The organism is Enterobacter sp. NFIX58 (genome assembly GCF_900110475.1).
GTDB lineage: Bacteria > Pseudomonadota > Gammaproteobacteria > Enterobacterales > Enterobacteriaceae > Enterobacter > Enterobacter quasiroggenkampii.
On record NZ_FODW01000001.1, the window covers coordinates 1423848 to 1446347 of the forward strand.

Annotated in this window: 23 protein-coding genes and 4 pseudogenes; 17 read left to right on the forward strand and 10 right to left on the reverse strand. The window is 53.3% G+C overall.

Annotation, left to right across the window (positions count from 1 at the left end):
- Positions 1-234 precede the first annotated feature (234 nt).
- A complete protein-coding gene (locus tag BMW97_RS07015) occupies positions 235-624 on the forward strand; it encodes a hypothetical protein (protein WP_032657859.1) in 390 nt (129 codons plus the stop codon).
- A 16-nt stretch (positions 625-640) separates the two neighbouring features.
- Positions 641-1510, forward strand: a complete 870-nt coding sequence (locus BMW97_RS07020) for a hypothetical protein (protein ID WP_139177189.1) — start codon at positions 641-643, stop codon at positions 1508-1510.
- Between the two features lie 593 nt (positions 1511-2103).
- Here BMW97_RS07020 and BMW97_RS24285 read toward each other — a convergent pair.
- The 3 genes and pseudogenes from BMW97_RS24285 to BMW97_RS07035 all read right to left on the reverse strand — a co-directional run.
- Positions 2104-2863, reverse strand: a pseudogene (locus BMW97_RS24285) (hypothetical protein); the annotation flags it as partial.
- Positions 2864-2947: 84 nt separating this feature from the next.
- Positions 2948-3229, reverse strand: a pseudogene (locus BMW97_RS07030) (phage regulatory CII family protein); the annotation flags it as partial.
- Between the two features lie 32 nt (positions 3230-3261).
- Positions 3262-3483: a hypothetical protein gene (locus tag BMW97_RS07035; RefSeq protein ID WP_045908440.1), complete on the reverse strand. Its 222-nt coding sequence runs from the start codon at positions 3481-3483 to the stop codon at positions 3262-3264.
- A gap of 223 nt (positions 3484-3706) precedes the next feature.
- Between BMW97_RS07035 and BMW97_RS24290 the strand changes: the two are divergent.
- The 4 genes and pseudogenes from BMW97_RS24290 to BMW97_RS07050 form a co-directional block, all read left to right on the forward strand.
- Positions 3707-3868, forward strand: a pseudogene (locus BMW97_RS24290) (helix-turn-helix domain-containing protein); the annotation flags it as partial.
- Entirely contained in the window at positions 3869-4168 is a 300-nt protein-coding gene (locus BMW97_RS24295; RefSeq protein ID WP_248060135.1) for a S24/S26 family peptidase, read from the forward strand.
- Positions 4169-4180: 12 nt separating this feature from the next.
- Positions 4181-5137, forward strand: a complete 957-nt coding sequence (locus BMW97_RS07045) for a hypothetical protein (RefSeq protein WP_090392615.1) — start codon at positions 4181-4183, stop codon at positions 5135-5137.
- 92 nt (positions 5138-5229) lie between these two features.
- A pseudogene (locus tag BMW97_RS07050) lies at positions 5230-6246 on the forward strand (tyrosine-type recombinase/integrase).
- A 1-nt stretch (position 6247) separates the two neighbouring features.
- Here the strand turns inward: BMW97_RS07050 and BMW97_RS07055 are convergent.
- On the reverse strand, positions 6248-6655 hold the full coding sequence (locus BMW97_RS07055; protein WP_045908441.1) for a hypothetical protein: 408 nt from the start codon (positions 6653-6655) through the stop codon (positions 6248-6250).
- Between the two features lie 303 nt (positions 6656-6958).
- Between BMW97_RS07055 and BMW97_RS07060 the strand changes: the two genes are divergently transcribed.
- The 4 genes from BMW97_RS07060 (at position 6959) to BMW97_RS07075 (ending at position 9937) form a co-directional block, all read left to right on the forward strand.
- Positions 6959-7279, forward strand: a complete 321-nt coding sequence (locus BMW97_RS07060) for a metalloregulator ArsR/SmtB family transcription factor (RefSeq protein WP_045908442.1) — start codon at positions 6959-6961, stop codon at positions 7277-7279.
- A 35-nt stretch (positions 7280-7314) separates the two neighbouring features.
- On the forward strand, positions 7315-8604 hold the full coding sequence (locus BMW97_RS07065) for an arsenic transporter (RefSeq protein WP_045908443.1): 1290 nt from the start codon (positions 7315-7317) through the stop codon (positions 8602-8604).
- 12 nt (positions 8605-8616) lie between these two features.
- On the forward strand, positions 8617-9048 hold the full coding sequence (gene arsC / locus BMW97_RS07070) for a glutaredoxin-dependent arsenate reductase (RefSeq protein ID WP_045908444.1): 432 nt from the start codon (positions 8617-8619) through the stop codon (positions 9046-9048).
- Positions 9049-9166: 118 nt separating this feature from the next.
- Positions 9167-9937 carry an SDR family NAD(P)-dependent oxidoreductase gene (locus BMW97_RS07075; RefSeq protein WP_045908445.1) on the forward strand — a complete coding sequence of 257 codons (771 nt, stop codon included), beginning with the start codon at positions 9167-9169 and terminating at the stop codon, positions 9935-9937.
- Here BMW97_RS07075 and BMW97_RS07080 read toward each other — a convergent pair.
- On the reverse strand, positions 9934-10479 hold the full coding sequence (locus BMW97_RS07080) for a TetR/AcrR family transcriptional regulator (RefSeq protein ID WP_045908446.1): 546 nt from the start codon (positions 10477-10479) through the stop codon (positions 9934-9936). The two genes, BMW97_RS07075 and BMW97_RS07080, sit on opposite strands and share 4 nt — an antisense overlap.
- Before the next feature lie 81 nt (positions 10480-10560).
- Between BMW97_RS07080 and BMW97_RS07085 the strand changes: the two genes are divergently transcribed.
- Entirely contained in the window at positions 10561-11775 is a 1215-nt protein-coding gene (locus BMW97_RS07085; RefSeq protein ID WP_045908447.1) for an MFS transporter, read from the forward strand.
- On the forward strand, positions 11765-12577 hold the full coding sequence (locus tag BMW97_RS07090) for a Cof-type HAD-IIB family hydrolase (RefSeq protein WP_045908448.1): 813 nt from the start codon (positions 11765-11767) through the stop codon (positions 12575-12577). The genes BMW97_RS07085 and BMW97_RS07090 overlap by 11 nt, the downstream gene beginning before the upstream one ends.
- Before the next feature lie 59 nt (positions 12578-12636).
- Here the strand turns inward: BMW97_RS07090 and BMW97_RS07095 are convergent, their stop codons facing one another.
- The gene (locus tag BMW97_RS07095; protein WP_045908449.1) at positions 12637-13869 is read right to left on the reverse strand and encodes an MFS transporter; all 1233 of its coding nucleotides are present in this window, start codon (positions 13867-13869) and stop codon (positions 12637-12639) included.
- Between the two features lie 168 nt (positions 13870-14037).
- Here BMW97_RS07095 and BMW97_RS07100 point away from each other — a divergent pair, with 168 nt between their 5' ends.
- From BMW97_RS07100 to deoR, 3 genes are all read left to right on the forward strand, one after another.
- Positions 14038-14766 carry a phosphatase PAP2 family protein gene (locus BMW97_RS07100; protein ID WP_045908450.1) on the forward strand — a complete coding sequence of 243 codons (729 nt, stop codon included), beginning with the start codon at positions 14038-14040 and terminating at the stop codon, positions 14764-14766.
- A 7-nt stretch (positions 14767-14773) separates the two neighbouring features.
- A complete protein-coding gene (gene ybjG / locus BMW97_RS07105; RefSeq protein ID WP_045908451.1) occupies positions 14774-15382 on the forward strand; it encodes an undecaprenyl-diphosphate phosphatase in 609 nt (202 codons plus the stop codon).
- Between the two features lie 67 nt (positions 15383-15449).
- Positions 15450-16208 (forward strand): DNA-binding transcriptional repressor DeoR, encoded by a 759-nt coding sequence (deoR, locus tag BMW97_RS07110; protein ID WP_045908452.1) that lies wholly within the window; start codon positions 15450-15452, stop codon positions 16206-16208.
- Positions 16209-16299: 91 nt separating this feature from the next.
- Here the strand turns inward: deoR and dacC are convergent, their stop codons facing one another.
- A complete protein-coding gene (dacC, locus tag BMW97_RS07115; protein WP_008501207.1) occupies positions 16300-17505 on the reverse strand; it encodes a serine-type D-Ala-D-Ala carboxypeptidase in 1206 nt (401 codons plus the stop codon).
- Positions 17506-17746: 241 nt separating this feature from the next.
- Between dacC and BMW97_RS07120 the strand changes: the two genes are divergently transcribed.
- Positions 17747-18373 (forward strand): glutathione S-transferase family protein, encoded by a 627-nt coding sequence (locus BMW97_RS07120; RefSeq protein WP_023326978.1) that lies wholly within the window; start codon positions 17747-17749, stop codon positions 18371-18373.
- Here the strand turns inward: BMW97_RS07120 and BMW97_RS07125 are convergent, their stop codons facing one another.
- Both BMW97_RS07125 and bssR read right to left on the reverse strand, forming a co-directional pair.
- Positions 18374-19492 carry a PQQ-dependent sugar dehydrogenase gene (locus BMW97_RS07125; RefSeq protein WP_045909402.1) on the reverse strand — a complete coding sequence of 373 codons (1119 nt, stop codon included), beginning with the start codon at positions 19490-19492 and terminating at the stop codon, positions 18374-18376.
- A 106-nt stretch (positions 19493-19598) separates the two neighbouring features.
- Complete coding sequence (gene bssR / locus BMW97_RS07130; protein ID WP_024908680.1) at positions 19599-19982, reverse strand: biofilm formation regulator BssR; 384 nt, start codon at positions 19980-19982, stop codon at positions 19599-19601.
- 216 nt (positions 19983-20198) lie between these two features.
- Between bssR and rimO the strand changes: the two genes are divergently transcribed.
- A complete protein-coding gene (gene rimO / locus BMW97_RS07135; RefSeq protein ID WP_008501203.1) occupies positions 20199-21524 on the forward strand; it encodes a 30S ribosomal protein S12 methylthiotransferase RimO in 1326 nt (441 codons plus the stop codon).
- Positions 21525-21587: 63 nt separating this feature from the next.
- Here the strand turns inward: rimO and gsiD are convergent, their stop codons facing one another.
- On the reverse strand, positions 21588-22499 hold the full coding sequence (gene gsiD, locus BMW97_RS07140; protein ID WP_021240948.1) for a glutathione ABC transporter permease GsiD: 912 nt from the start codon (positions 22497-22499) through the stop codon (positions 21588-21590).
- Position 22500 lies beyond the last annotated feature (1 nt).

The following is a 22500-nucleotide window of genomic DNA, read 5'->3' on the forward strand; positions in this document are numbered from 1 at the left end:
TTCGTTACGCGCAGAACTTTTTTATCAGGGGGCAGTCATAACTAGTGCCACTGCTTTTCTTTGATGTCCCCAATTTGTGGAGCCCATCAACCCCGCCGTTTTGGTTCAAGGTTGATGGGTTTTTTGTTGCCTGCTATTATAACCCCTTCTAATCAATCAGTTAGGAACTAACAATTGCGACTGTGGCGGCAAAGTGGCGACAGCGCTCTACTTCCCGTTCCTTAGGCCTGTATCATGTCATCAAAAAATCAATCCCAGTATTTTTCAATTGCTGTATACATTCCTGAGGAGTTGAAGCAGACTTTTGTAGAAGAATGCAGTATTGTCGGCATTGACGCCAAAAGAGTACAATGTTTCTCCTCCAATCCAGGCATACGTGAATATCTGAGCATTTTAGTTGAACGTGGGCAGAAGTTTGCGCCATACCTTCTTAAGGTACTGAACTTGTTGCAGTCAAAATCCAAAATAAGAATTGAAGTCGCAGCCGATAGAAAAATCATAGACTTACAAGGTGTAAGTGTTGATGATGCTCTAAAGTTGATTCAAGCTGCTGATGCCATTCGGGTAATTGACCAGCAAGAACCGGAAGATATGAACAGTGATTCCGCAAAACACACAATCTGACAAATTGAGAATTCCAGTGAACTATATAGATCAATTTATCAATTTTGTTTCTACCTTGTACACTCCTAGAAGAGCCTGCACAACATTATTTATGATATGTGGTGGAGTCCTATCCTTATGTATAATATTACCGCTTCTACATTTATGGCTAACGCCTGCAATAAAACCGATAGCACAAAACTATGAAACTTATATTTTATTAATTTCACTTGTAATAGGTGTTTCATTAGGAATTGTTGTTTTCAGCATAGTTGATTTGATTGTATTAACAATCTATGAACACCTCATTTCTAAAAATAAAAAATCCCAAAGTGAATTAAAAGCTATTAAGGAAAAGAATATACGTGACGAAGTAATATTTTCAAATTTTAAAACTGCTTACTTCCATCTCAGTATTGATAAGATTAATATTATTAGAAGCTTAATCACATTCCCTTCCCTTAGCTTTCATAGCGAACATGAAGATGTAAAATTCCTTGAAAAATCAGGGTGGATTGAAGCGTTAACTTACATCAGTGATGAGGAGAAGGTATATCAACTTAATCAAACAATCAGGTTATATGCTGATGATAGATGGAACGAGGAAGTAAATTTCAACACGGATCATTTTCATAGCTTTGACGCAGAAACAGCTATATCCATTATTAATGCCATGTCCGATGTAAAAATCAAGGCAGAATTAGATGAGTTCAACTTTTCATTTTATATGAGCGACATTGAAAAATGTTTTGAAGTAAGTGAGTTTACCGAGACGCTTTACTCTTTAAGATTCAAAGAAAGATATGAAAAAAAGTTTTCCGAGCTACACCTCAAACCTTTCAGAAGTGAGCGATTATTTTCTATAAAGGTTCGTGAAAACATTCCAGATTTAGACATTCCTTTTTAGGGTAACAGTGATTTTTTAAAAGTTCCTAATTGTCACTTTTTTCAGTGCATAAATCTTCTCAATATGCTGTCTGGCTTGTCCTGACTGACATACAAACATATCCATCTAAGAGGCAAATAAATACGGCTCTTGCTTCAAACACACTTAAATCCACTCTTAGTCTTAATTATCAATAAGTTACCAAAGAAGCAAGAAATTTGTTATATCTTCAAAAATGAAAAACACTGAAATTCTTTTCAACCTTTTCAGTTTTGGATTTCTGCTTAACCGCCAGCACTGGTGCGGCCAAGCGGTCTGGTTTGAAGAAAAATAAAACTGAAAAATTTTTATGATCTAAAAACCGCAGGCGGGTGCGGTGTAGTGCAATTTTGGTCTGCGAAAGATTTTTTTTGCCATGCTGTGACGCGCCAGCGCCCTGCTGTACACATGATCTGTTTTAAGGGTGGCTCTGAGTGGCTTAAAAGGCTGAACGCGGCAGAGCGCCGCTGGCAGCGCGTAGCGATAGCCGCCTGTGAGGTAAGAAAAGAGATATCCCCGCCAGGGGATGAAGGGCATAAAAAAACCCGCTTTCGCGGGTTATGTTCTGGACAGGTTTACTTGCTAATCACCGGGGAATATTTGCCGTTCAGCGTGTCCGCTTTCGTTCCGGTGTTCCGTATGGCTCCCGCGTTGGTCGGTGCTCCCGTATTGCTGTGCGTGTGGCTTGCCGTTTGCTCTGCCAGCTCTTTCACCACTTCGAGTGTGTCGAGCATCAGCTGCGCCACGTTGATTGTGCCGGAGCCAATCCACACTACCGGGGCAATAATCTGCTGTTGTACGGCCGCCACGCTTTTACGTATCTGGCCAATTTTCTCGATCAGGTCTTTACCCGTTGTGACTGTCTGGCTCCCGGCTATGTCCGTTTCATCATTGCCGCCGATACTCGCCACGCGGTTATTTACTGCCTAGCTGTAATCACACCTGCTGAATGGCTCCGGCCAGTAGTGTGGACGTGCCCAGCACGGTAATTTTATCCGTGGCCTTAACCGTGGTTTCGCGGCTGACCAGCTCCCGCTGTTCTGTATCGGCCTTAACCACCCGTGCCATAGAAGTTTCACTGGTCGTCTGGTCTGTCTGCCTCACCCAGTCACCCGCCTGGGTGACGCGCTGCGACACTTCCGCACGCTGCTGTTGCAGCTGTTCGCCTGGCTGGATATCCGGGAGGCTAGTTCCGTCCGGCACGGTCTGTCGCACAAACGGCTTATCCGGACGTCCGCCAGTGAAAGCGATCTCTACCAGCGTCCCTTCTGGCGGAAACTGGAACATCCCCGAATCATTACCCGCTATAGGAACCGGTAGCGGTACAGCAGAGTAATATGGCCACGTTTTTTTCACGTCATAATCCGCGTTTTCCCTGAACGCACAGCGGATAAGGTTTTCAATCCCTTTCTTCAGCGTGTCCTGCTGCTCCGCTTCAGTGGCGTTATTGACCGGAACGGAGGGCAAGCAGTTAATCTGCCCCAGCATTCCATCCAGCAAACGGGCATCTTCCGTGTAATCGGTGATAGCCAGCAGCTCGTCACAGGTCAGGCGGTGCTGTTGAACCGGGTTCAACTTATTACGGAGGATCTGCGGACGCATACCAACGGCAGCTGCCACATCTTCAAGATTGTGCGTCAGCGCAAACGCTCTGCAAGCTGCATCAAAGTGAGCATGTTTAGAGGTTTGATAATCAAACATAGCAACCTTCTCTTTTAGATTTCAAAATTGAACTAAATGATGTTTAAGTTGCAGCTGGAGAGCGCATCCACTGTCATGGCTGCGATATTGATCATTACCTTTTCGCGCTTTTTGTCTTTGCGGAGACGATTACGAATCAAACGACCACCTGTCAACATGTCATGAATGGTATCTATAGATAACCCTGTGAGTTCACTGTATTTTTCTATAGAGATTGAAGGTACGGTTAATGAGATTGAAATGTAAGGTGTCATGATGCATGACTTCTTGTTTAACTACCTTGAACTGTGATAAGTTCCCAATTGGGAACAAGGTGCATACCAGGATCGCATAAGAGATATGTCAACATCAAAGTACCCAAATGGGAACTCATTGAATTTTGAGACGGGTGGCCGTGAGGCGATTGAGCGTCTTGTTGAGGCATACGGTTTCACAACAAGGTAGGCACTAGCAGATCATTAAAAGGTATCTAAAAGCACTTTGGCTAATAGATATCTTCATGACACATTTCCTTCAGACTGGATAATTAGATGTGCTCTTGAAACTGGTACTTCATTAGCTTGGCTAACGACCGGAAATGGCCCCGTATTTGACGATATAAAAAATGATATTGTTACAATTTCTCGTAAAAAATTGTAGATGGAAAATTGTTCGATTCTAATTTGCTACCTACTAGATAAAGCTTTGCTCCCTGATACAATTCAACCACCGTTAATTGTAAGAGACTCAGAAAAAATGTTCTTATGCGAGCAAAAATTTGATGAAATTACAGATGGCCAATGGTTAATTTTAGTTGAAGGAAAAATAAATATCCGTACAATAACCAGAATACCTATTGCTAGAGTTAAAGTTTCCGATAAAAATTCTTTCTTTGAATGTAACATTCAAGATATCAAAGCTATCGCTAAGTGCAAATTTTCCTTGATGGAATATCTATAAGGAACTAAATTAATGAGTGATTCAACTGAACATAACGACTTCAATTCAAGAAGATATAGACTGGAGCGTGCGAGGAATTTTATTTCTTCAGATACCTATGAAGTATTACTTAATCTTTTAAACTCGCGAAACTACTCTCAATTTGATCAGGTAATAAATTCATACGATATTTCCAGCTCTAGCAGAGAATACTTTAGTAATATTCCCGGACCTCACGGAAATGTTGTAAGATACCCAGAAGTAGAGTCATCATATTCATTAATCAAAGACCTCGAAAGGAAAGTAGCGGAATCTGTAGCTACTTCTGATAAGTTATATGAGCAGATTGCTAAATTAGAATTAGAATTAAGATCCACTTTAGATAGCAAAGAAAAAATATCGCTCCAACTCAAGAATCAACATAATAAAAACCGTGATCTATTTGAACAAAACCAAGAACTACTTAGTAAATTCCAACAAAAGAAAATAGATGAAAAAGTTCCTGAGTATGTCCAAGGAGTTAAAGAAAAACTTCAACAAGATGATAAAGATTTCACTGAAATGTCTTATAACTGGGCTATAGCAGGAGTAATATTTGCACTAGCAGCAATTATTGCCGCCTTTATGACATTTTTCTTTAAGATAGAAATTAAAGACACCACACTTACTGAGCTTTTATATTATTACACGCGCGGATTACTTGGTGTGGCTTTACTCTCATGGCTTTCTTATTTTTGCCTTAACAACTCCAAAAAATATACGCATGAAGCTATAATACGTAAAGATCGTCAACATGCATTAATGTTTGGCGAAGTATTCCTTCAAATCTACGGTTCCACAGCTACAAAGCAGGATGCGATTGATGTTTTCAAAGATTGGAATATGTCAGCGAACTCTGCTTTTTCAGATAAAACCCAGCAACCTCCGAGTTTATTTAACATATTAGGTTCCGTTTTAGATAAAAAACCAGCTGCAAATGATGATAAGTGATCCAGCGAACTCGTGTGTTTAGAACGCTAAATATCAAACATTAACACTGGTTATATACAGTAAAAATACCCTCAAAATGGAGGGTGTTGAATATGACAGTACGAAAAGCAAACACCGGAAAATGGATTTGTGAATGTTATCCTACAGGGCGTAGCGGACGGCGTGTGCGTAAACAATTCGCCACTAAAGGTGAAGCTTTGGCCTTTGAGCGTCACACAATGAATGAAGCAGAGGCTAAGCCTTGGCTGGGCGAATCGATAGACAGTCGTACTTTAAAAGATATAATTGATCTTTGGTTCAAACTGCATGGCAAATCCCTGACAGCTGGCGAGCATGTTTACGACAAGCTCATCCTGATGGTCAATGCACTCGGAAACCCGCTAGCTATAGATCTCAGTTCCAAATTATTCGCGCATTACCGTGATAAACGTCTGACGGGTGAAATCTACTATAGCGAGAAGTGGAAGAACGGAGCCAGCCCGGTAACCATCAATCTGGAGCAAAGCTATCTGAGCGGAGTATTTAGCGAGCTAACCCGACCTGGTGAATGGACAGCACCTAATCCGCTGGAGAACATGCGCAAGTTCACGATTGCCGAAAAAGAAATGGCCTGGCTAACGCATGAGCAGATCACAGAACTACTATACGACTGTCAACGCCAAAGCACCCTACTCGCTTTGGTCGTTAAAATCTGCTTGAGTACCGGAGCGCGCTGGCGCGAAGCGGTGAACCTTACCCGCTCCCAGGTCACAAAGTAACGAATCACGTTTGTCAGGACCAAAGGCAAAAAGAACCGCAGTATTCCGATCAGCAAAGAGCTGTATGAGGAAATCATTGCCCTGGACGGCTTCAAGTTCTTTACGGATTGCTACTTCCAGTTCTTGTCAGTGATGGATAAAACCTCCATTGTGCTTCCGCGCGGGCAACTTACCCACGTTCTGCGTCACACGTTCGCCGCACATTTCATGATGTCCGGCGGGAACATCCTTGCGCTGCAAAAAATCCTGGGCCATCACGACATAAAAATGACGATGCGCTATGCTCACCTGGCTCCTGACCACCTTGAAACAGCTCCACGCTTTAATCCGTTGGCTACAATGGCAACATAAATTATTTAGTTGGGTAGTAAATTGTCACCAGTAAAATCGCTACATTTATGTATTGAGCCATCTTGTAAATTCTTTGATCAATTCTCTCAGAGAGGGTATTACCATCCCACGTTTGTAGGCTCCAGCCCCCCCGCCCCACGGTGACTGTCAATGCTATGTATGAAGAAACTGCTTTAATAGCATTAACCCATGAAAATTCGAACCGCCAAAAATACCAGATGACAATCATTGCAGCTGAGAAAAAGAAGAAATTATACGTTGCAGCAGCACGTAGTTTTTTCCTTAAGTGACATGAGGATTCGATGAAGCTAGGGACAATGTAATCATTTGGGAAAAATTTCCTGACGAACCACTCAAACCCTTTGCGGGGGGAAAATAGCATCAGTATTGAGGCAATAAAGAGTTTCATGGCTCATTCCAGTAGCCCTGTAGTAGGAAAGCCATTATAAACTTCACCGAAAGCAATGACTAAGTAACAAATGCCAAGTGGCGACAAAGTGGCGGCAGCGGTTGGCATTGCCCCGTAATCGCCACTCCTTACCAATAACCTAACTTGTTGATTATTTTACAAGTCATTGTTTTTGCTAACCCGTTTACATAAATGGGTTTTTTGTTGTCTGAAATTCTCTGCTCCATCATCCCCCTCTTCCCTCCCCCGCCTCAAACATATATGATTAAACAAATATGTATCAACTATCCACAGGGTTCGACCATGCTCCACCCGCTCCAGCTTTTCAAAACCCTCTCCGACGAAACGCGGCTCTCCATCGTCATGCTTCTGCGTGAAGCCGGCGAGCTGTGCGTCTGCGATCTCTGCTCCGCAACCACGGAGTCACAGCCGAAAGTCTCGCGCCATATGGCCTTACTTCGTGAGTCCGGGCTGGTTATCAACCGTCGTGAGGGAAAGTGGGTCTATTACCGTTTGTCTCCGAACATGCCTGCGTGGGCAGCCGTCATTATCGATAACAGCTGGAACTGCCTGCGGGAAGAAACGCGTGCCAGGCTAAAGAACAGCCTTCCAGGGTTGTGTTAAACACATTCACAAAAACAGATATAACGGAGTAGAAGATGTTTCTGGCAGGGGCAATTTTTCTGTTTACGCTGGTACTGGTCATCTGGCAGCCCAAAGGGCTCAGTATCGGCTGGAGCGCGACGATTGGCGCCGGGCTGGCGCTGGCCAGCGGCGTGATCCACCTTAACGATATTCCGGTGGTGTGGAATATCGTCTGGAATGCCACGGCGACGTTTATCGCCGTTATTATCATCAGCCTGCTGCTGGATGAGTCCGGCTTTTTCGAGTGGGCGGCGCTGCATGTCGCCCGCTGGGGAAACGGTCGGGGGCGTTTGCTGTTTACTTATATCGTACTGCTGGGTGCGGCCGTCGCGGCGCTGTTTGCCAATGACGGTGCAGCGTTGATCCTGACACCTATCGTCATCGCCATGCTGCTGGCGCTGGGGTTCAGCAAGCAGGCCACGCTGGCGTTTGTGATGGCGGCTGGTTTTATCGCCGATACCGCCAGCCTGCCGCTGATTGTGTCGAACCTGGTCAACATCGTCTCGGCAGACTTCTTCACGCTGGGGTTCAGCGAATACGCTTCGGTGATGATTCCCGTTGATATCGCTGCGATTGCCGCAACGCTGGTCATGCTCCATCTGTTCTTCCGCAAGGAAATTCCGCCGGAATATGACCTGGCGAAACTGCGTGAGCCTGCACGCGCGATAAACGATCTTCCGACGTTCAGAACCGGCTGGATCGTGCTGCTCCTTCTTCTCGTCGGTTTCTTTGTGCTGGAGCCTCTGGGTATTCCGGTCAGCGCCATTGCGACTGCGGGCGCGCTGGTTTTGTTTGCCGTTGCAAAACGCGGACATGCGATAAATACCGGAAAAGTGCTGCGCGGCGCACCGTGGCAGATCGTGATCTTCTCACTGGGGATGTATCTGGTGGTGTATGGCCTGCGCAATGCCGGGCTAACGGAGTATCTCTCAGGCGTGTTAAATAGCCTGGCCGGGCACGGATTATGGGCCACCACGCTGGGTACCGGGTTCATCACCGCGTTCCTGTCATCCATAATGAACAATATGCCCACGGTGCTGATTGGCGCGCTCGCCATTGAGGGCAGCACAGCAACGGGATTGATTAAGGAGGCGATGATTTACGCCAACGTGATTGGCTGCGATCTGGGCCCGAAAATCACGCCTATCGGCAGCCTTGCCACCCTGCTCTGGCTCCACGTGCTGGCGCAGAAAAACATGACGATCACCTGGGGTTACTATTTCCGGACGGGCATCATCATGACGCTGCCGGTCCTGTTTGTGACGCTCGCCGCGCTGGCGCTACGTCTCTCCTTCACACTGTAATGAGCCACTGATATGAGCCACATCACCATTTACCACAACCCCGCCTGCGGCACCTCGCGCAACACGCTGGAGATGATCCGCAACAGCGGCACGGAGCCAGAGATTATCCTCTATCTGGAAACCCCACCGTCGCGCGATACGCTGACCACCCTGATTGCCGATATGGGCATTTCGGTGCGGGATCTGCTGCGTAAAAACGTGGAGCCCTATGAGCAGCTCGGCCTTGCCGAAGATAGCTTCACCGACGACCAGCTAATCGAGTTTATGTTGCAATACCCGATTCTGATTAACCGTCCGATCGTGGTCACGCCGCTGGGCACCCGCCTGTGCCGCCCGTCTGAAGTCGTCCTAGATATTCTGCCGGATGCGCAGAAAGGGGCATTTACAAAAGAGGATGGCGAAGCCGTCGTAGACGCCAGCGGGAAAAAAATCTCGCCAAAGTAACCCATTGATAATGGCACGGTAAGATCTGCCAACCGCATACCCCGCCCAACGGCTGAGTTGCATCCGCCGGAACCCGGCACATACTGTTGAGGGTTAAGTCTGGTGAGGGTATGCAGGCATGGGTCTTAAAAACAAAACCGCCGTCATCTTCGGCGGCAGCGGCGCCATCGGCAGCGCTGCGGCACACGCTCTTGCGCGTGAAGGCGCGGAGGTGTATCTCGCCGCACGCACCCACGCCGGGCTGGAGCAGGCCGCCAGCAGCATTCGCGCCGCGGGCGGTTCTGCCAGCACGTTTGTTTTCGATGCGCTCGAGGAGTCCTCGCTGCTCCCCGACCTTGCCCGTATTGATATCGTCGTCAACGCCACGGGCTTTATGCACGATCAGGGCAAACGTCTTGAGGCATTAACGCTCGGCGAATTCCGTCAGGGCTTCGACCCTTTCCTGGCCGCGTACTTTAACATTGCGAAAGCCGTGTCATCTCGCATGGGCGGCGAGCATGGCGGGACCATAATTACCGTCGTCGCCCCCGCCGCAAACATGACGATGGCGGGCCACCTCGGACATATCGTCGGCTGCGCGGGAACGGAAGCCTTTACCCGGGCGCTTGCGGCTGAGCTGGGGACTCAAAATATTCGTGTGCTGTGTCTTCGCTCGCACGCAATAGCCGACGCGGTGCAGGCGGGTTCGTATGTGGGCGCCATTTTCGCCGCCAAGGCGCAGGCGATGGGTATTACGGTCGGGCAGTTTCTCGATGGCGCCGCGCAAAGCACCCTGACGCATCGCCTGCCGACGCTGGCGCAGGTAGCAGACACGATTGCGTTTTTGGCTTCAGATGCGGCCAGCGCCATCACGGGAACCACAGTCAATATGACCGCCGGTGCAACCTAGCTCTCGCCCGCAATCCTGCCCACCATGGCCCGGATCTCTTCGCGGGTTAAGGGCGTCCGGTCAGTGACGTAGTGCAGCGTCATCCCTTCGATAAACGCATCCAGCGCGCGGGTGGTGACCGGGTCGAACCACTGCTCCAGCGTGGTCTGGCTCATCTTCATCCAGTCCTGCATCACCGTTTTGAGCGCCGCGCTGCGGTGCATAAAGGCGTAAAGCTGATACATCAGCGCCATGTTGTGCGGCGTGGTCACCTGCGAGCTGTGGATCAGGGTAGTGATGGATTCGCACGCCATTTCCGGCCCGGTGACGCCCGCAAAGAAATCCCGGTACTGCTGCGACATCTGGCGGGTAAACCATGTGAAGGCCTCCTCCAGCAGCGGCTCCATACCGTCGAAATAGTAGGTCATCGACCCCAGCGGCACACCCGCGCAGGTGGCGATTTTACGATGCGTGACGGCGTGAATACCGTGTTCAGCAATGGTGTCGAGCGTCGCCTGCAGGATTTTCTCCCGGCGATGCGGATCGTTGGGTGGTCTGCTCATCAATTCCTCACCTGGTTTGTGTACAAATGTACACAAACTTGCTAGTGTTGTCGCTATTGTTGTACTTCTGGTGCTACCCCAATGACGCTGACCTCTCCCCGTAAAGCCCTGCAGCTCCGCATGTGGGCGCTGTTTATGTTCTTCTTTATTCCCGGTCTGCTGATGGCCTCCTGGGCCACGCGCACCCCCGCCATTCGCGACATTTTGTCCGTTTCTACCGCGGAAATGGGCATCGTGCTGTTCGGCCTGTCGATAGGCTCCATGAGCGGCATCCTCTGCTCCGCCTGGCTGGTGAAGCGCTTCGGTACGCGGGCGGTGATCCGCACCACCATGTGCTTCGCGGTGTTCGGGATGATGGTGCTGAGCGTGGCGCTGTGGTTTGCCTCACCGGTGCTGTTTGCGCTGGGGTTGACGGTGTTTGGCGGCAGCTTCGGCTCGGCGGAAGTGGCGATAAACGTTGAAGGGGCGGCGGTCGAGCGCGAGATGAACAAAACCGTGCTGCCGATGATGCACGGCTTTTACAGCCTCGGCACGCTGGCCGGGGCGGGCGTGGGGATGGCTCTGACGGCCTTCGGCATGACCGCGAATCTGCATATCCTGCTGGCGGCGGTGGTGTGCATTATTCCGATTCTGACCGGCATCCGGGCGATCCCGGACGGCACCGGCAAGAACGCCTCAGATGAACAGCATTCGGCCGAAAAAGGACTGCCCTTCTACCGTGATTATCAGCTGATGCTGATTGGCGTGGTGGTGCTGGCGATGGCGTTCGCGGAAGGGTCCGCCAACGACTGGCTGCCGCTGCTGATGGTGGACGGTCACGGCTTTAGCCCGACCTCCGGCTCGCTGATCTACGCCGGGTTTACGCTGGGGATGACCGTCGGGCGCTTCACTGGCGGCTGGTTTATCGACCGCTACAGCCGCGTGGCGGTGGTGCGCGCCAGCGCCCTGCTCGGCGGGCTGGGTATCGCGATGATCATCTTTGTGGATGTGGGCTGGATTGCCGGCGTCTCGGTGATCCTCTGGGGACTGGGCGCGTCCCTCGGCTTCCCGCTGACCATTTCTGCCGCCAGCGACACCGGCCCGGATGCCCCGACGCGCGTCAGCGTGGTGGCGACAACCGGCTATCTCGCTTTCCTGGTCGGGCCGCCGCTGCTCGGCTTCCTCGGGGAGCACTACGGGCTGCGCAGCGCCATGCTGGTGGTATTAGGGTTGGTGATCGTCGCGGCGCTGGTGGCGCGCGCGGTGGCAAAGCCGGAAACGAAACACACGACACTGGAGAAGGGATATGAGCGTTAAACTGATCGCCGTCGACATGGATGGCACATTCCTGAGTGATGCCAAGACCTACAATCGCCCGCGCTTTCTGGCGCAGTACGCGCGCATGAAGGCGCAAGGCATTCGCTTCGTGGTCGCCAGCGGCAACCAGTACTACCAGCTGATCTCCTTTTTCCCGGAGATTGCGCATGAAATTTCATTCGTCGCCGAAAACGGCGGCTGGGTCGTGAGTGAGGGTGAAGACGTCTTCAACGGTGAACTGTCGAAAGCCCATTTCGAGACCGTCGCGAACGTGTTAAACGACGTGCCGGGCATCGAGATCATCGCCTGCGGGAAGAGCAGCGCCTACACGCTCAAGTGCTATGACGAGGGCTTTAAGGCCATCGCGGCAAAGTACTATCACCGTTTGGAAATGGTCAGCGATTTCGGCAACCTGAACGATATTTTCTTCAAGTTCGGGCTTAACGTATCCGATGCTGAAATTCCGCGTATTCAGGCGCTGCTGCATGAAAAACTCAGCGACATCATGGTGCCCGTCACCACCGGTCACGGCAGTATCGACCTGATTATCCCCGGCGTTCATAAGGCCAACGGCCTGCGGATCCTGCAGCAGCGCTGGGGGATAGAGAACAGCGACGTGGTGGCCTTCGGCGACAGCGGCAACGACGTGGAGATGCTGCGCCAGTCAGGGTTCAGCTTTGCGATGGCGAATGCCAGACCGCATATCAAAGCGGCGGCGCGTTTTGAAGCGCCTCACAATAACGAGGAAGGCGTGCTGGATGTGATTGATAAGGTGCTGGATGGGGAGGCACCGTTTAACTAACACAGTGCGGTCTGGTGCCCTCACCCTAACCCTCTCCCACCGGGAGAGGGAATAAACAGTTAAGGTTGCAGGGCGTTTCCGACGCGCTTGTCTTTCAGGAACACCACCATCAGGCCAACCCACAGCGCGCCGTTGGCGAGGTTAAACAGACTGAACAGCCCGTTGCCTCCCATCGCGTAGGCATGCTTGCTCACCTCGATACCGACGGTAAAAATCAGCATCTGCAGCATCCCCATCGCCGCGGAGACCGTGCCTTTACTCATCTCGCTGGCAAACAGCGTCAGGCGCACCAGCCCGGCGTTCGCCACGCCAATCCCGAAGGCGTAAATGCTGAGTCCTGCCGTCATCCACAGATAAGCGTGTGATGACGCAACGGTCGCCACCGCCGCCAGAATCAGCCCAGCTGCAATCGGCCAGCCGCCCATGATAATCAGTGAACGCACGGTGCGGCGTGACGTCAGACGCGCCAGCACCAGGTTACCGATAATCAGCGCGCCAAAAATCGGCACCTGCAACAGGCCATACTCGTAGCTGCTGAGCTTTTCACCGCTGATGATAATGACCGGTGACTGAGCAATCCACGCCAGCAGCGGCAGGCTAACGAACCCGGTCGCCAGCGCGCCCGCCACAAAGCGGCCATTCTTCAGCACTTCTTTGTAATCCCGCCCCAGCTCTTTCAGCGAGAGTTTCTCGCCGATGCGGGTGGCGGTTTCCGGCATTGCCCGGTGCAGACCAAAGAACGCGATGGCGGCGAGAACCGCAAAGAGCACAAACATCCCTTCCCACGGTGCCATATGCACCCATGCGGCGCCTACCAGCGGCCCGAGCAAGGGAGCGATCAGCGCCACGTTCGCCATCAGCGCGGTAATTTTGATACACACCGCCTCTTCAAACGACTCCTGAATGGCGGCATACCCCACGGCGCCGATAAAGCACAGGCTCACCCCCTGCAGGAAACGCAGCAGGGTAAATTGTTCAATGTTTTGCGCCAGCAGCGTGGCAAGGCAGGTGACGATAAACCACACCACGCCCGTCAGCATCACCGGACGACGGCCAATACGATCCGACAGCGGGCCTAACAGCCACTGCAAAAACATGCCGCCGGCCAGATAGGCGGTCATGGAGGTCGGTACCCACTCGATGCCGGCGTTGTACTGCGCCACCACGGCCAGCATCCCGGGCTGGATCATATCGTTGCCGATATAGGTAGAAAATTCGTAGAGCACCAGACACAGAGGGAAAAGCAACGCCTGACGACCCAGACGTGAACCTGAAGAAGAACGGTTTAACATGCAATCTCTTTATAATGACAAAATCGCGACGAGTGTAATGAAATGCCGCAGCCCGAGATAGTGATTTATCGAGGATAAACAGAAATAAAGCACATATCGTCTTCGTTTAAGGTTTCCTTAATTTGACAGATTTATGATAGCCCCATTACTCGTCAACGACCCCAAATTATGGCACTCACCTCCAGTCGTTCAGAATTGTCTAAGTTACAGACAAATAAGACAAAACGCCTTTACCGCTTACCGGCCCGCTTTTATGGTTATCAGCTTTTCATACTGATAGCCCTTGCCGTGGTGTTTACGTGGCTATCGCGCAATGAAGCGCTCGACAGATGGGTAACCGGCTTCTGGTATGACGCGGCGACGCAGAGCTTCCCGCTGCAGAAAGACCACCTGCTGGATCTGCTCAACCATCGTCTGGCGAAGTACATCGCCATCGCCTTAGGCGCCGTGGCGCTGTTTTACGGCGCTTACAAGCGTAACGCAAGGCTGGTGACGGCGGCGCTGCTGATGGGCGTTGGCGCGCTGGTGGTGGGCCTGCTGAAAAGCATGAGCCATCACAGCTGCCCGTGGGACCTGGTGGAATATGGCGGTAAGGCTGTCTCTTATCCCCTGTTCAGCGCCGTCCCTGCAGACAGCGGTCCGGGGCGCTGTTTCCCCGGCGGTCATGCCTCCAGCGGCTTTATGGTGATGGGGCTGTTTTTTGCCTTCTGGCGCGAGCGTCCGCGTCTCGCCTGGAGCTTCGTTGCGCTGGGCGTGGTGTTAGGTCTGGTGATGGGTTATGGCCAGATCATGCGCGGGGCACATTTTTTCTCTCACAACCTGTGGGCTGGGTGGTGGGTCTGGTTTTCTCAGGTGGTGGTCTACGGCCTTGTTTCCACCCGGTTTGCTAAAGAGTGATAACGCTATGCTAGAGAATCTGAATTATCAGCTGTTCTATCTGATCAATGCCACCCCGGCCTCGCCCGAGTGGATGATCGACTTTGCCACCTTTCTGGCAAAAGATCTGATCAGCATCGTGCCCGCGCTGGCCGCCATCCTCTGGCTGTGGGGACCTCGTAGCCAGGTGAAAGCACAGCGCCAGCTGGTGATCAAAGTGGCGATGGCGCTGGGCGTGAGCGTTCTGGTGAGCTACATTCTGGGCCACGCATTCCCGCACGATCGTCCGTTTGTCGATCACGTGGGCTATACCTTCCTGCACCATGCGCCGGATGACTCTTTCCCGAGCGATCACGGGACGGTGATCTTCACCTTTGCGCTGGCCTTCCTGTTCTGGCATCGCCTGTGGTCAGGTGCGGTGCTGATGGTGGTCGCGGTGGCCATCGCCTGGTCTCGCGTTTATCTGGGCGTCCACTGGCCGCTGGATATGGTGGGCGGCTTCCTGGTGGGGCTGATTGGCTGCGTGAGCGCGGCTATCCTGTGGAGCCTTATCGGTGAGGCGCTCTATAGCGGGCTCTCTACCCTCTATCGCGCCATTTTCGCTATCCCGATCCGCAAAGGCTGGATACGTGACTAACCCCGACCTGACAGGTTACACTTGAACCCCCGCCCTGCGGGGGTTCACTTTTTTATCCCGAGGAACTATGGAAACACGTCGCGATGACCGCATTGCTCAGCTGCTTCAGGCGCTGAAGCGCAGCGATAAGCTGCATCTTAAGGAAGCCGCCAACCTCCTCGGCGTCTCAGAGATGACCATTCGTCGGGATCTGAACAGCGAGCGCGCGCCCGTCGTGCTGCTGGGCGGATACATTGTGCTTGAGCCACGCAGCGCCAGCCATTATCTGATCAGCGACCAGAAGACGCGCCTGGTGGAAGAGAAACGCAAAGCCGCGCGGCTTGCGGCCTCACTGGTACAGCCGCACCAGACGCTGTTTTTTGACTGCGGTACCACCACGCCGTGGATTATCGAAGCCATCGACAGCAGCATCCCTTTCACTGCCGTGTGCTACTCCCTGAACACCTTTCTGGCGCTTCAGGAGAAACCCGAGTGCCGGGTGATCCTCTGCGGCGGTGAGTTTCACGCCAGCAACGCGATCTTTAAGCCGCTCAACCTGCAGGACACGCTCAGTAATCTCTGCCCGGATATCGCGTTTTATTCCGCCGCCGGCGTTAATGTGCGCCAGGGCGCAACCTGCTTTAATCTGGAAGAGCTGCCGGTAAAGCACTGGGCGTTAAGCGCCGCGCAGTATCATGTGCTGGTGGTCGATCACAGCAAGTTTGGTAAGGTACGTTCGGCAAGAATGGGCGAGCTGGCGCAGTTCGATGCCATTGTCAGCGATTGCCGCCCGGACGACGAGATTGTGGCCCACGCGAAGGCACAGCAGGTGAAGTTGATGTATTGAGGTTATGCCGGGTGGCGGCTTCGCCTTACCCGGCCTACAACGGCTCGAACGTAGGCCGGGTAAGGCGAAGCCGCCACCCGGCAAAAAAAACTTAGCTAAACCAGCTGCCAAACCACCCGTGGAATTTCATCATCACGAAATCCCACATCCGGCTGAAGAAGCCGCCCTCTTCCACCGCTTCCATCACAATCAGCGGACGCTGTTCAATCGACTTACCGTTAAGCTGGAAATCAATCGTCCCGACCACCTGGCCCTTTTTCAGCGGAGCCGTAAGCTGCGGGTCAGTCAGGGTGTAGCTAGCCTTCAGGTTTTTCAGCTGGCCGCGCGGAATGGTCACCGAGCCCGCCTCACCTGCGCCCAGGTTCACTTCGCTCTTGTCACCAAACCAGACGCGCTGGCTGACGAACGTGGCATCCGGTTTAATCGGCGTCACGGTTTCATAGAAGCGGAAGCCCCAGGTCAGCAGTTTTTCGGATTCGTTAAAGCGAATGCGGTCGGTTTTGGTGCCCAGCACCACTGAAATCAGGCGCATATCGCCCTGCGTCGCGGAAGCCACCAGGTTGTAGCCCGCCCCCGCCGTGGTGCCGGTTTTCATCCCGTCCACATTGACGTTGCTGCTCCACAGCAGGCGGTTGCGGTTCGGCTGGCGAATTTTGTTGAAGGTAAACTCTTTCTCTTTGTGGATGGCGTATTCATCCGGCACGTCGTGGATCAGCGCTTTCCCCAGCAGCGCCATGTCGCGCGCGGTACTAAACTGTCCCGGCGCATCCAGACCGTGAACCGTTTTAAAGGTCGTATTGGTCAGGCCCAGCTTTTGCGCGTAGCCATTCATCAAACCAATGAAAGAATCCTGGCTGCCGGCAACGTAATCGGCCAGCGCGATGCACGCATCATTTCCCGACTGAATAATCACCCCTTTATTCAGATCGGAAACGGAAACCTGATCCCCTGGCTTCAGGAACATCACGGAAGAACCCCGCAGCGCCGGGTTGCCGGTCGCCCACGCGTCCTTCCCGATGGTCACCATATCGTCCAGTTTGATCTTGCCCGCTTTCAGCGCCTGGCCCACCACATAGCTGGTCATGATTTTGGTCAGGCTTGCCGGATCGAGTTTCTCATCCGCATTCCCTTCCGCCAGCACTTTACCGCTGGCGTAGTCCATCAGGATCCAGGCGCGCGCATCCACTGGCGGCGCTTCGGGCGCAGCCTGTTCAGCTGCGTAGAGCGTTGGTGCAAACAGGAAAAGAAGCGCAGAGCCTGCCGCCAGGCTGCGCAGAGAAGTCATTTTACGCGTCATAAATGCCACCCGAGTGTCCATTCAAAAATTACGTCACATCACCGTGTCGCAAGAAGCGATGAGTAATAGCGCACTAAAACCGTTAAAGAAACCCAACGAGGGTAAAGTTATTAAAGTTTATGCAATAACATTCAGATACGCTTTGATTAAGACGATTTTTTTGTCTTCTGTTGCGTAATTGTTAGGTTTATCTCACCATGGCGAAAGGCTGACTCGGATTCACATCTCATCGGGAGTAAATATGATTACGCTGTGGGGCAGGAATAATTCGACCAACGTTAAGAAAGTGCTCTGGACGCTGGAAGAGCTGGATTTACCGTTCAATCAAATCATGGCTGGCATGGCGTTCGGCGTGAACAAAGAGGCCGACTATCTGGCCATGAACCCGAACGGCCTGGTGCCGCTGCTACGCGATGATGAAACAGACGCGACGCTTTGGGAGTCCAACACCATTGTCCGTTACCTCGCCGCCCAGTACGGTCAGGGACGCCTGTGGGTTGAAAACCCGGCCCGGCGCGCCCAGGGCGAAAAGTGGATGGACTGGGCAAACCAGACGCTGTCCCCGACCCACCGCGTGATCCTGATGGGGCTTATCCGCACTCCGGAAGCTGAACGCGACTATCCCGCGATTCACGCCGCGCAGGATGCCTGCGAAAATCTGTTTGCGATGATGGATGACGAGCTGGCGAAGCACGCCTGGTTCTCCGGCGAGGCGTTCGGCACAGGCGATATCGCCGTGGCACCCTTCGTCTGGAACCTGACCAATATGGGTCTGAAGTGGACGCCACGCCCTCACCTTGAGCGCTGGCTTAAACAGCTGAGCGATCGCCCGGCTTACCGTAACGTCGTGATGATCCCGGTCACCTGATTACGCGCCGGACGGGCTGACTTTCAACAGTTGCCCGTCCGTCTCGTCGGTCAGGACATACAGATACCCATCCGGCCCCACCCGCACGTCGCGAATACGCTGGTCCCGGTCGCCCAGAATGCGCCCGTCCTCCGTCACCTTGTTTCCCTCCACGCTCAGCACGATCACGTCCTTCTCCTTCAGCGCGCCGATAAACAGCTTATTTTTCCACTGCGGGAAGACGTCACTGTTGTAAAACGCCATGCCGCTCACCGCGGGTGAGACTTTCCAGACGAACAGCGGCTTCTCGGTGCCCTCAACATGCTCGCCTTTGGCTTCCGGGATTTTCAGGCCGCTGTAGTTAATGCCGTGCGTGGCCAGCGGCCAGCCGTAGTTCTTACCTTTCTCCGGAATGTTGATCTCATCCCCGCCGCGCGGGCCATGCTCGTTCAGCCACAGCGTGTCGCTCCAGGGGTTCATCGCCATCCCCTGCGGGTTGCGAATGCCGTAAGACCAGATTTCGGGTCGCGCACCGGGGGTATTCACGAAGGGGTTATCCGACGGGACCTTCCCGTCTTCGGTGAGGCGCACCACTTTGCCCTGCAATTTATCCAGATCCTGCGCCGTCGGACGCTGATTGTTCTCGCCGAGTCCAATAAAGAGAGAGCCTTTGCCGTCGAACACCAGCCGCCCGCCAAAATGGTTACCGGTTGAGAGTTTCGGCATCTGGCGGAACGCCACCTGGAATCCCTCGATGCGGGAATAGTCGTCGCTCAGGCGGCCATAGCCCACCGCCGTTCCGGCTTTGCCGTCATGCCCGGCCTCGGCGTAGCTCAGCCAGACGCGGCGCGACTTCTCAAAATCTGGCGCCAATACCACATCCAGCAATCCTCCCTGACCGTTTGCCCAGACCTTCGGTACGCCGACAATCGGATCGGAGAGTCCTTTTCCGGCCTGCCAGCGTTTGAGCTGCCCCCCCTTCAGGGTCACCAGCAGCCCGTCATTGTCCGGCAGGAACGCCAGGGACCAGGGGTGATCGAGTCTGTTTTGCAGCACCTCGACCTTCACCGCCTCTGGCGCAGCAAGAAGTGAAAACGAAATAAATAACGCAGGCAGGGAAATCAGCGAGGATCGAGGCATAACGCGCTCCTTTATCGGCATATGGCATAAAGATTAGCCACTGCGTCCGGGCGCGTTATCACTTTTACAAAAGCTTAAGCTGAAGGGGGAGTTGCCTCCCCCGGGATCAGTGCTGTTCGAGCTGTTTGTGCTCGTTCAGACACATGATGCATAGAGAGAGCGTTGTCAGGCAGTTTTCAAGCTTCTCCGCGTTTACGGCGATAAAGTTCGGGCAGTCGTGGCGTCCGTTCATCAGACACACCCCTGCAATGGAGAGCACTTCGGCGGCACGGCGCAGCGCGATCTCTTCACTTTCGCCGCCGTTCGCCTTCAGGGTCGGTGCTTTTTCACGCATGAAATTACACAGTTCAAACAGGTTATCACGCAGATGTTCGCTTTCGCTGACTGACATATACCCTTTTGCCTTCCTCAACTGCAGGTACGCGGCCAGGTCGATTCGGGCGTTGATCAGCTTGTTCAGCAGATCGCGTTTTAGTCTGTCAACGGTCATGCTCTTTCCTCCTCTGTCAGCCATGGTGCATAGTCAGGATAAGTACATTTTTTGTACAGTTTAATGCCTGGGATCAATTTTTATTAACTGATTAACATTATTTACAATGTTACAACCTCGGCCCGACGCATCCGCCTTGCAAAGAGTGTATAAATCCCCCGCGATACGCTGTAAAATCCCGCCCTGATAACTCCATAATTGATGAATTTTTAACCTATGAGCAATGTTACGCACCAGCCGAAAATCGGCTTCGTCTCCCTGGGCTGCCCGAAAAACCTGGTGGATTCAGAACGCATCCTGACCGAACTGCGCACCGAGGGCTATGACGTGGTGCCAAGCTACGACAACGCCGATATGGTGATTGTTAACACCTGCGGATTTATCGACAGCGCGGTCCAGGAGTCACTGGAAGCCATCGGTGAAGCGCTGACCGAAAACGGCAAAGTGATCGTGACCGGCTGTCTGGGCGCGAAAGAAGACCAGATCCGCGAAGTGCACCCGAAGGTACTGGAGATCACCGGCCCGCACAGCTACGAGCAGGTGCTGCAACATGTTCATCACTACGTGCCAAAACCAAAACATAACCCGTTCCTGAGCCTGGTGCCAGAACAGGGCGTGAAGCTGACGCCGCGCCACTACGCGTACCTGAAGATTTCCGAAGGCTGTAACCATCGCTGTACCTTCTGCATCATCCCGTCCATGCGTGGCGATCTGGTGAGCCGTCCAATCGGCGAAGTGCTGGCAGAAGCTAAGCGCTTGGCCGACGCGGGCGTGAAGGAGCTGCTGGTCATCTCCCAGGATACCTCTGCCTACGGCGTGGACGTGAAGCACCGCTCCGGTTTCCACAACGGCGAGCCGGTGAAAACCAGCATGGTCGGCCTGTGCGAGCAACTGTCCAAACTCGGTATCTGGACGCGTCTGCACTACGTCTACCCGTACCCGCACGTTGACGACGTCATCCCGCTGATGGCGGAAGGCAAGATTCTGCCGTACCTGGACATCCCACTGCAGCACGCGAGCCCGCGTATCCTGAAGCTGATGAAGCGCCCTGGCTCCGTTGACCGCCAGCTGGCGCGCATCAAGCAGTGGCGTGAGATCTGCCCGGACCTGACCCTGCGCTCCACCTTTATCGTCGGCTTCCCGGGTGAAACCGAAGAAGACTTCCAGATGCTGCTCGACTTCCTGAAAGAAGCGCGTCTGGACCGTGTCGGTTGCTTCAAGTACAGCCCGGTGGAAGGCGCAACCGCCAACGAGCTGGCGGACCAGGTGCCGGAAGAGGTGAAAGAGGAGCGCTGGAACCGCTTCATGCAGTTGCAGCAACAGATCTCTGCCGAGCGTTTGCAGGAGAAAGTGGGTCGCGAAATCATGGTTATCATCGACGAAGTGGACGAAGAAGGCGCGATTGGCCGCAGCATGGCGGACGCCCCTGAAATCGACGGTGCGGTGTACCTGAATGGCGAAACCAACGTTAAGCCAGGTGATATTATTCGCGTGAAGGTTGAAAACGCCGACGAGTATGACCTGTGGGGTAGCCGGGTTTAATCGCCCCACTCCGCTTTTGTAGGCCGGGTAAGGCGTAGCCGCCCCCCGGCACATTTCACTGCACTACCCCTTTATCCTCGGATCCAGCGCGTCGCGCAGCCCGTCACCTAACAGGTTAAACGCCAGCACGGTCAGGAAAATCGCCAGGCTTGGGAAGATCGCCACGTGCGGCGCAATCACCATATCGGCCCTCGCCTCGTTCAGCATCGCGCCCCACTCCGGCGTCGGAGGCTGTGCCCCTAACCCCAGAAACGACAGGCTGGCCGCCGAGATAATCGACACGCCAATGCGCATGGTGAAATAGACCACGATGGACGACACCGTCCCCGGCAGAATATGGCTGAAGAGGATGGTCGCATCGCTGGCCCCCATACTGCGGGCCGACTCGATAAAGGTCTGCTGTTTTAACACCAGCGTGTTGCCGCGCACCAGGCGGGCAAAGGCCGGAATCGAAAACACCGCGACCGCGATGATGACGTTGGCCATGCCGCTGCCCATGATCGCCACCACGGCAATCGCCAGTAGAATGCCGGGGAAGGCAAACAGCACGTCGCAGATGCGCATGATGATGCGGTCCCACCAGCCTTCGTAATACCCGGCAACCAGCCCCAGCACGATCCCGATGGCCGCGCCGATCAGCACCGCGAACACCCCGGCGGCGAGCGAGATCTGCGCCCCTACCAGTACCCGGCTAAAGATATCCCGCCCGAGGGAATCCACGCCGAACCAGTGGAGCATCGAGGGCCCGTCGTTCAGGCGGTCGTAGTCAAAATAATTTTCCGCATCAAACGGCGCCACCCACGGCGCCACGATCGCCACCACAATCAGCAGCAGCACGAACAGCCCCGCCGTCATCGCGACCGGCTGACGGCGGAAACGCCGCCAGAATTCAGACCACGGGGTGCGGATGTGGTCCGGTTTTAGCCCCGGCATGGCGTTTAAAACGGCCTGACGTCGCCAGTTCAACAATCGCATC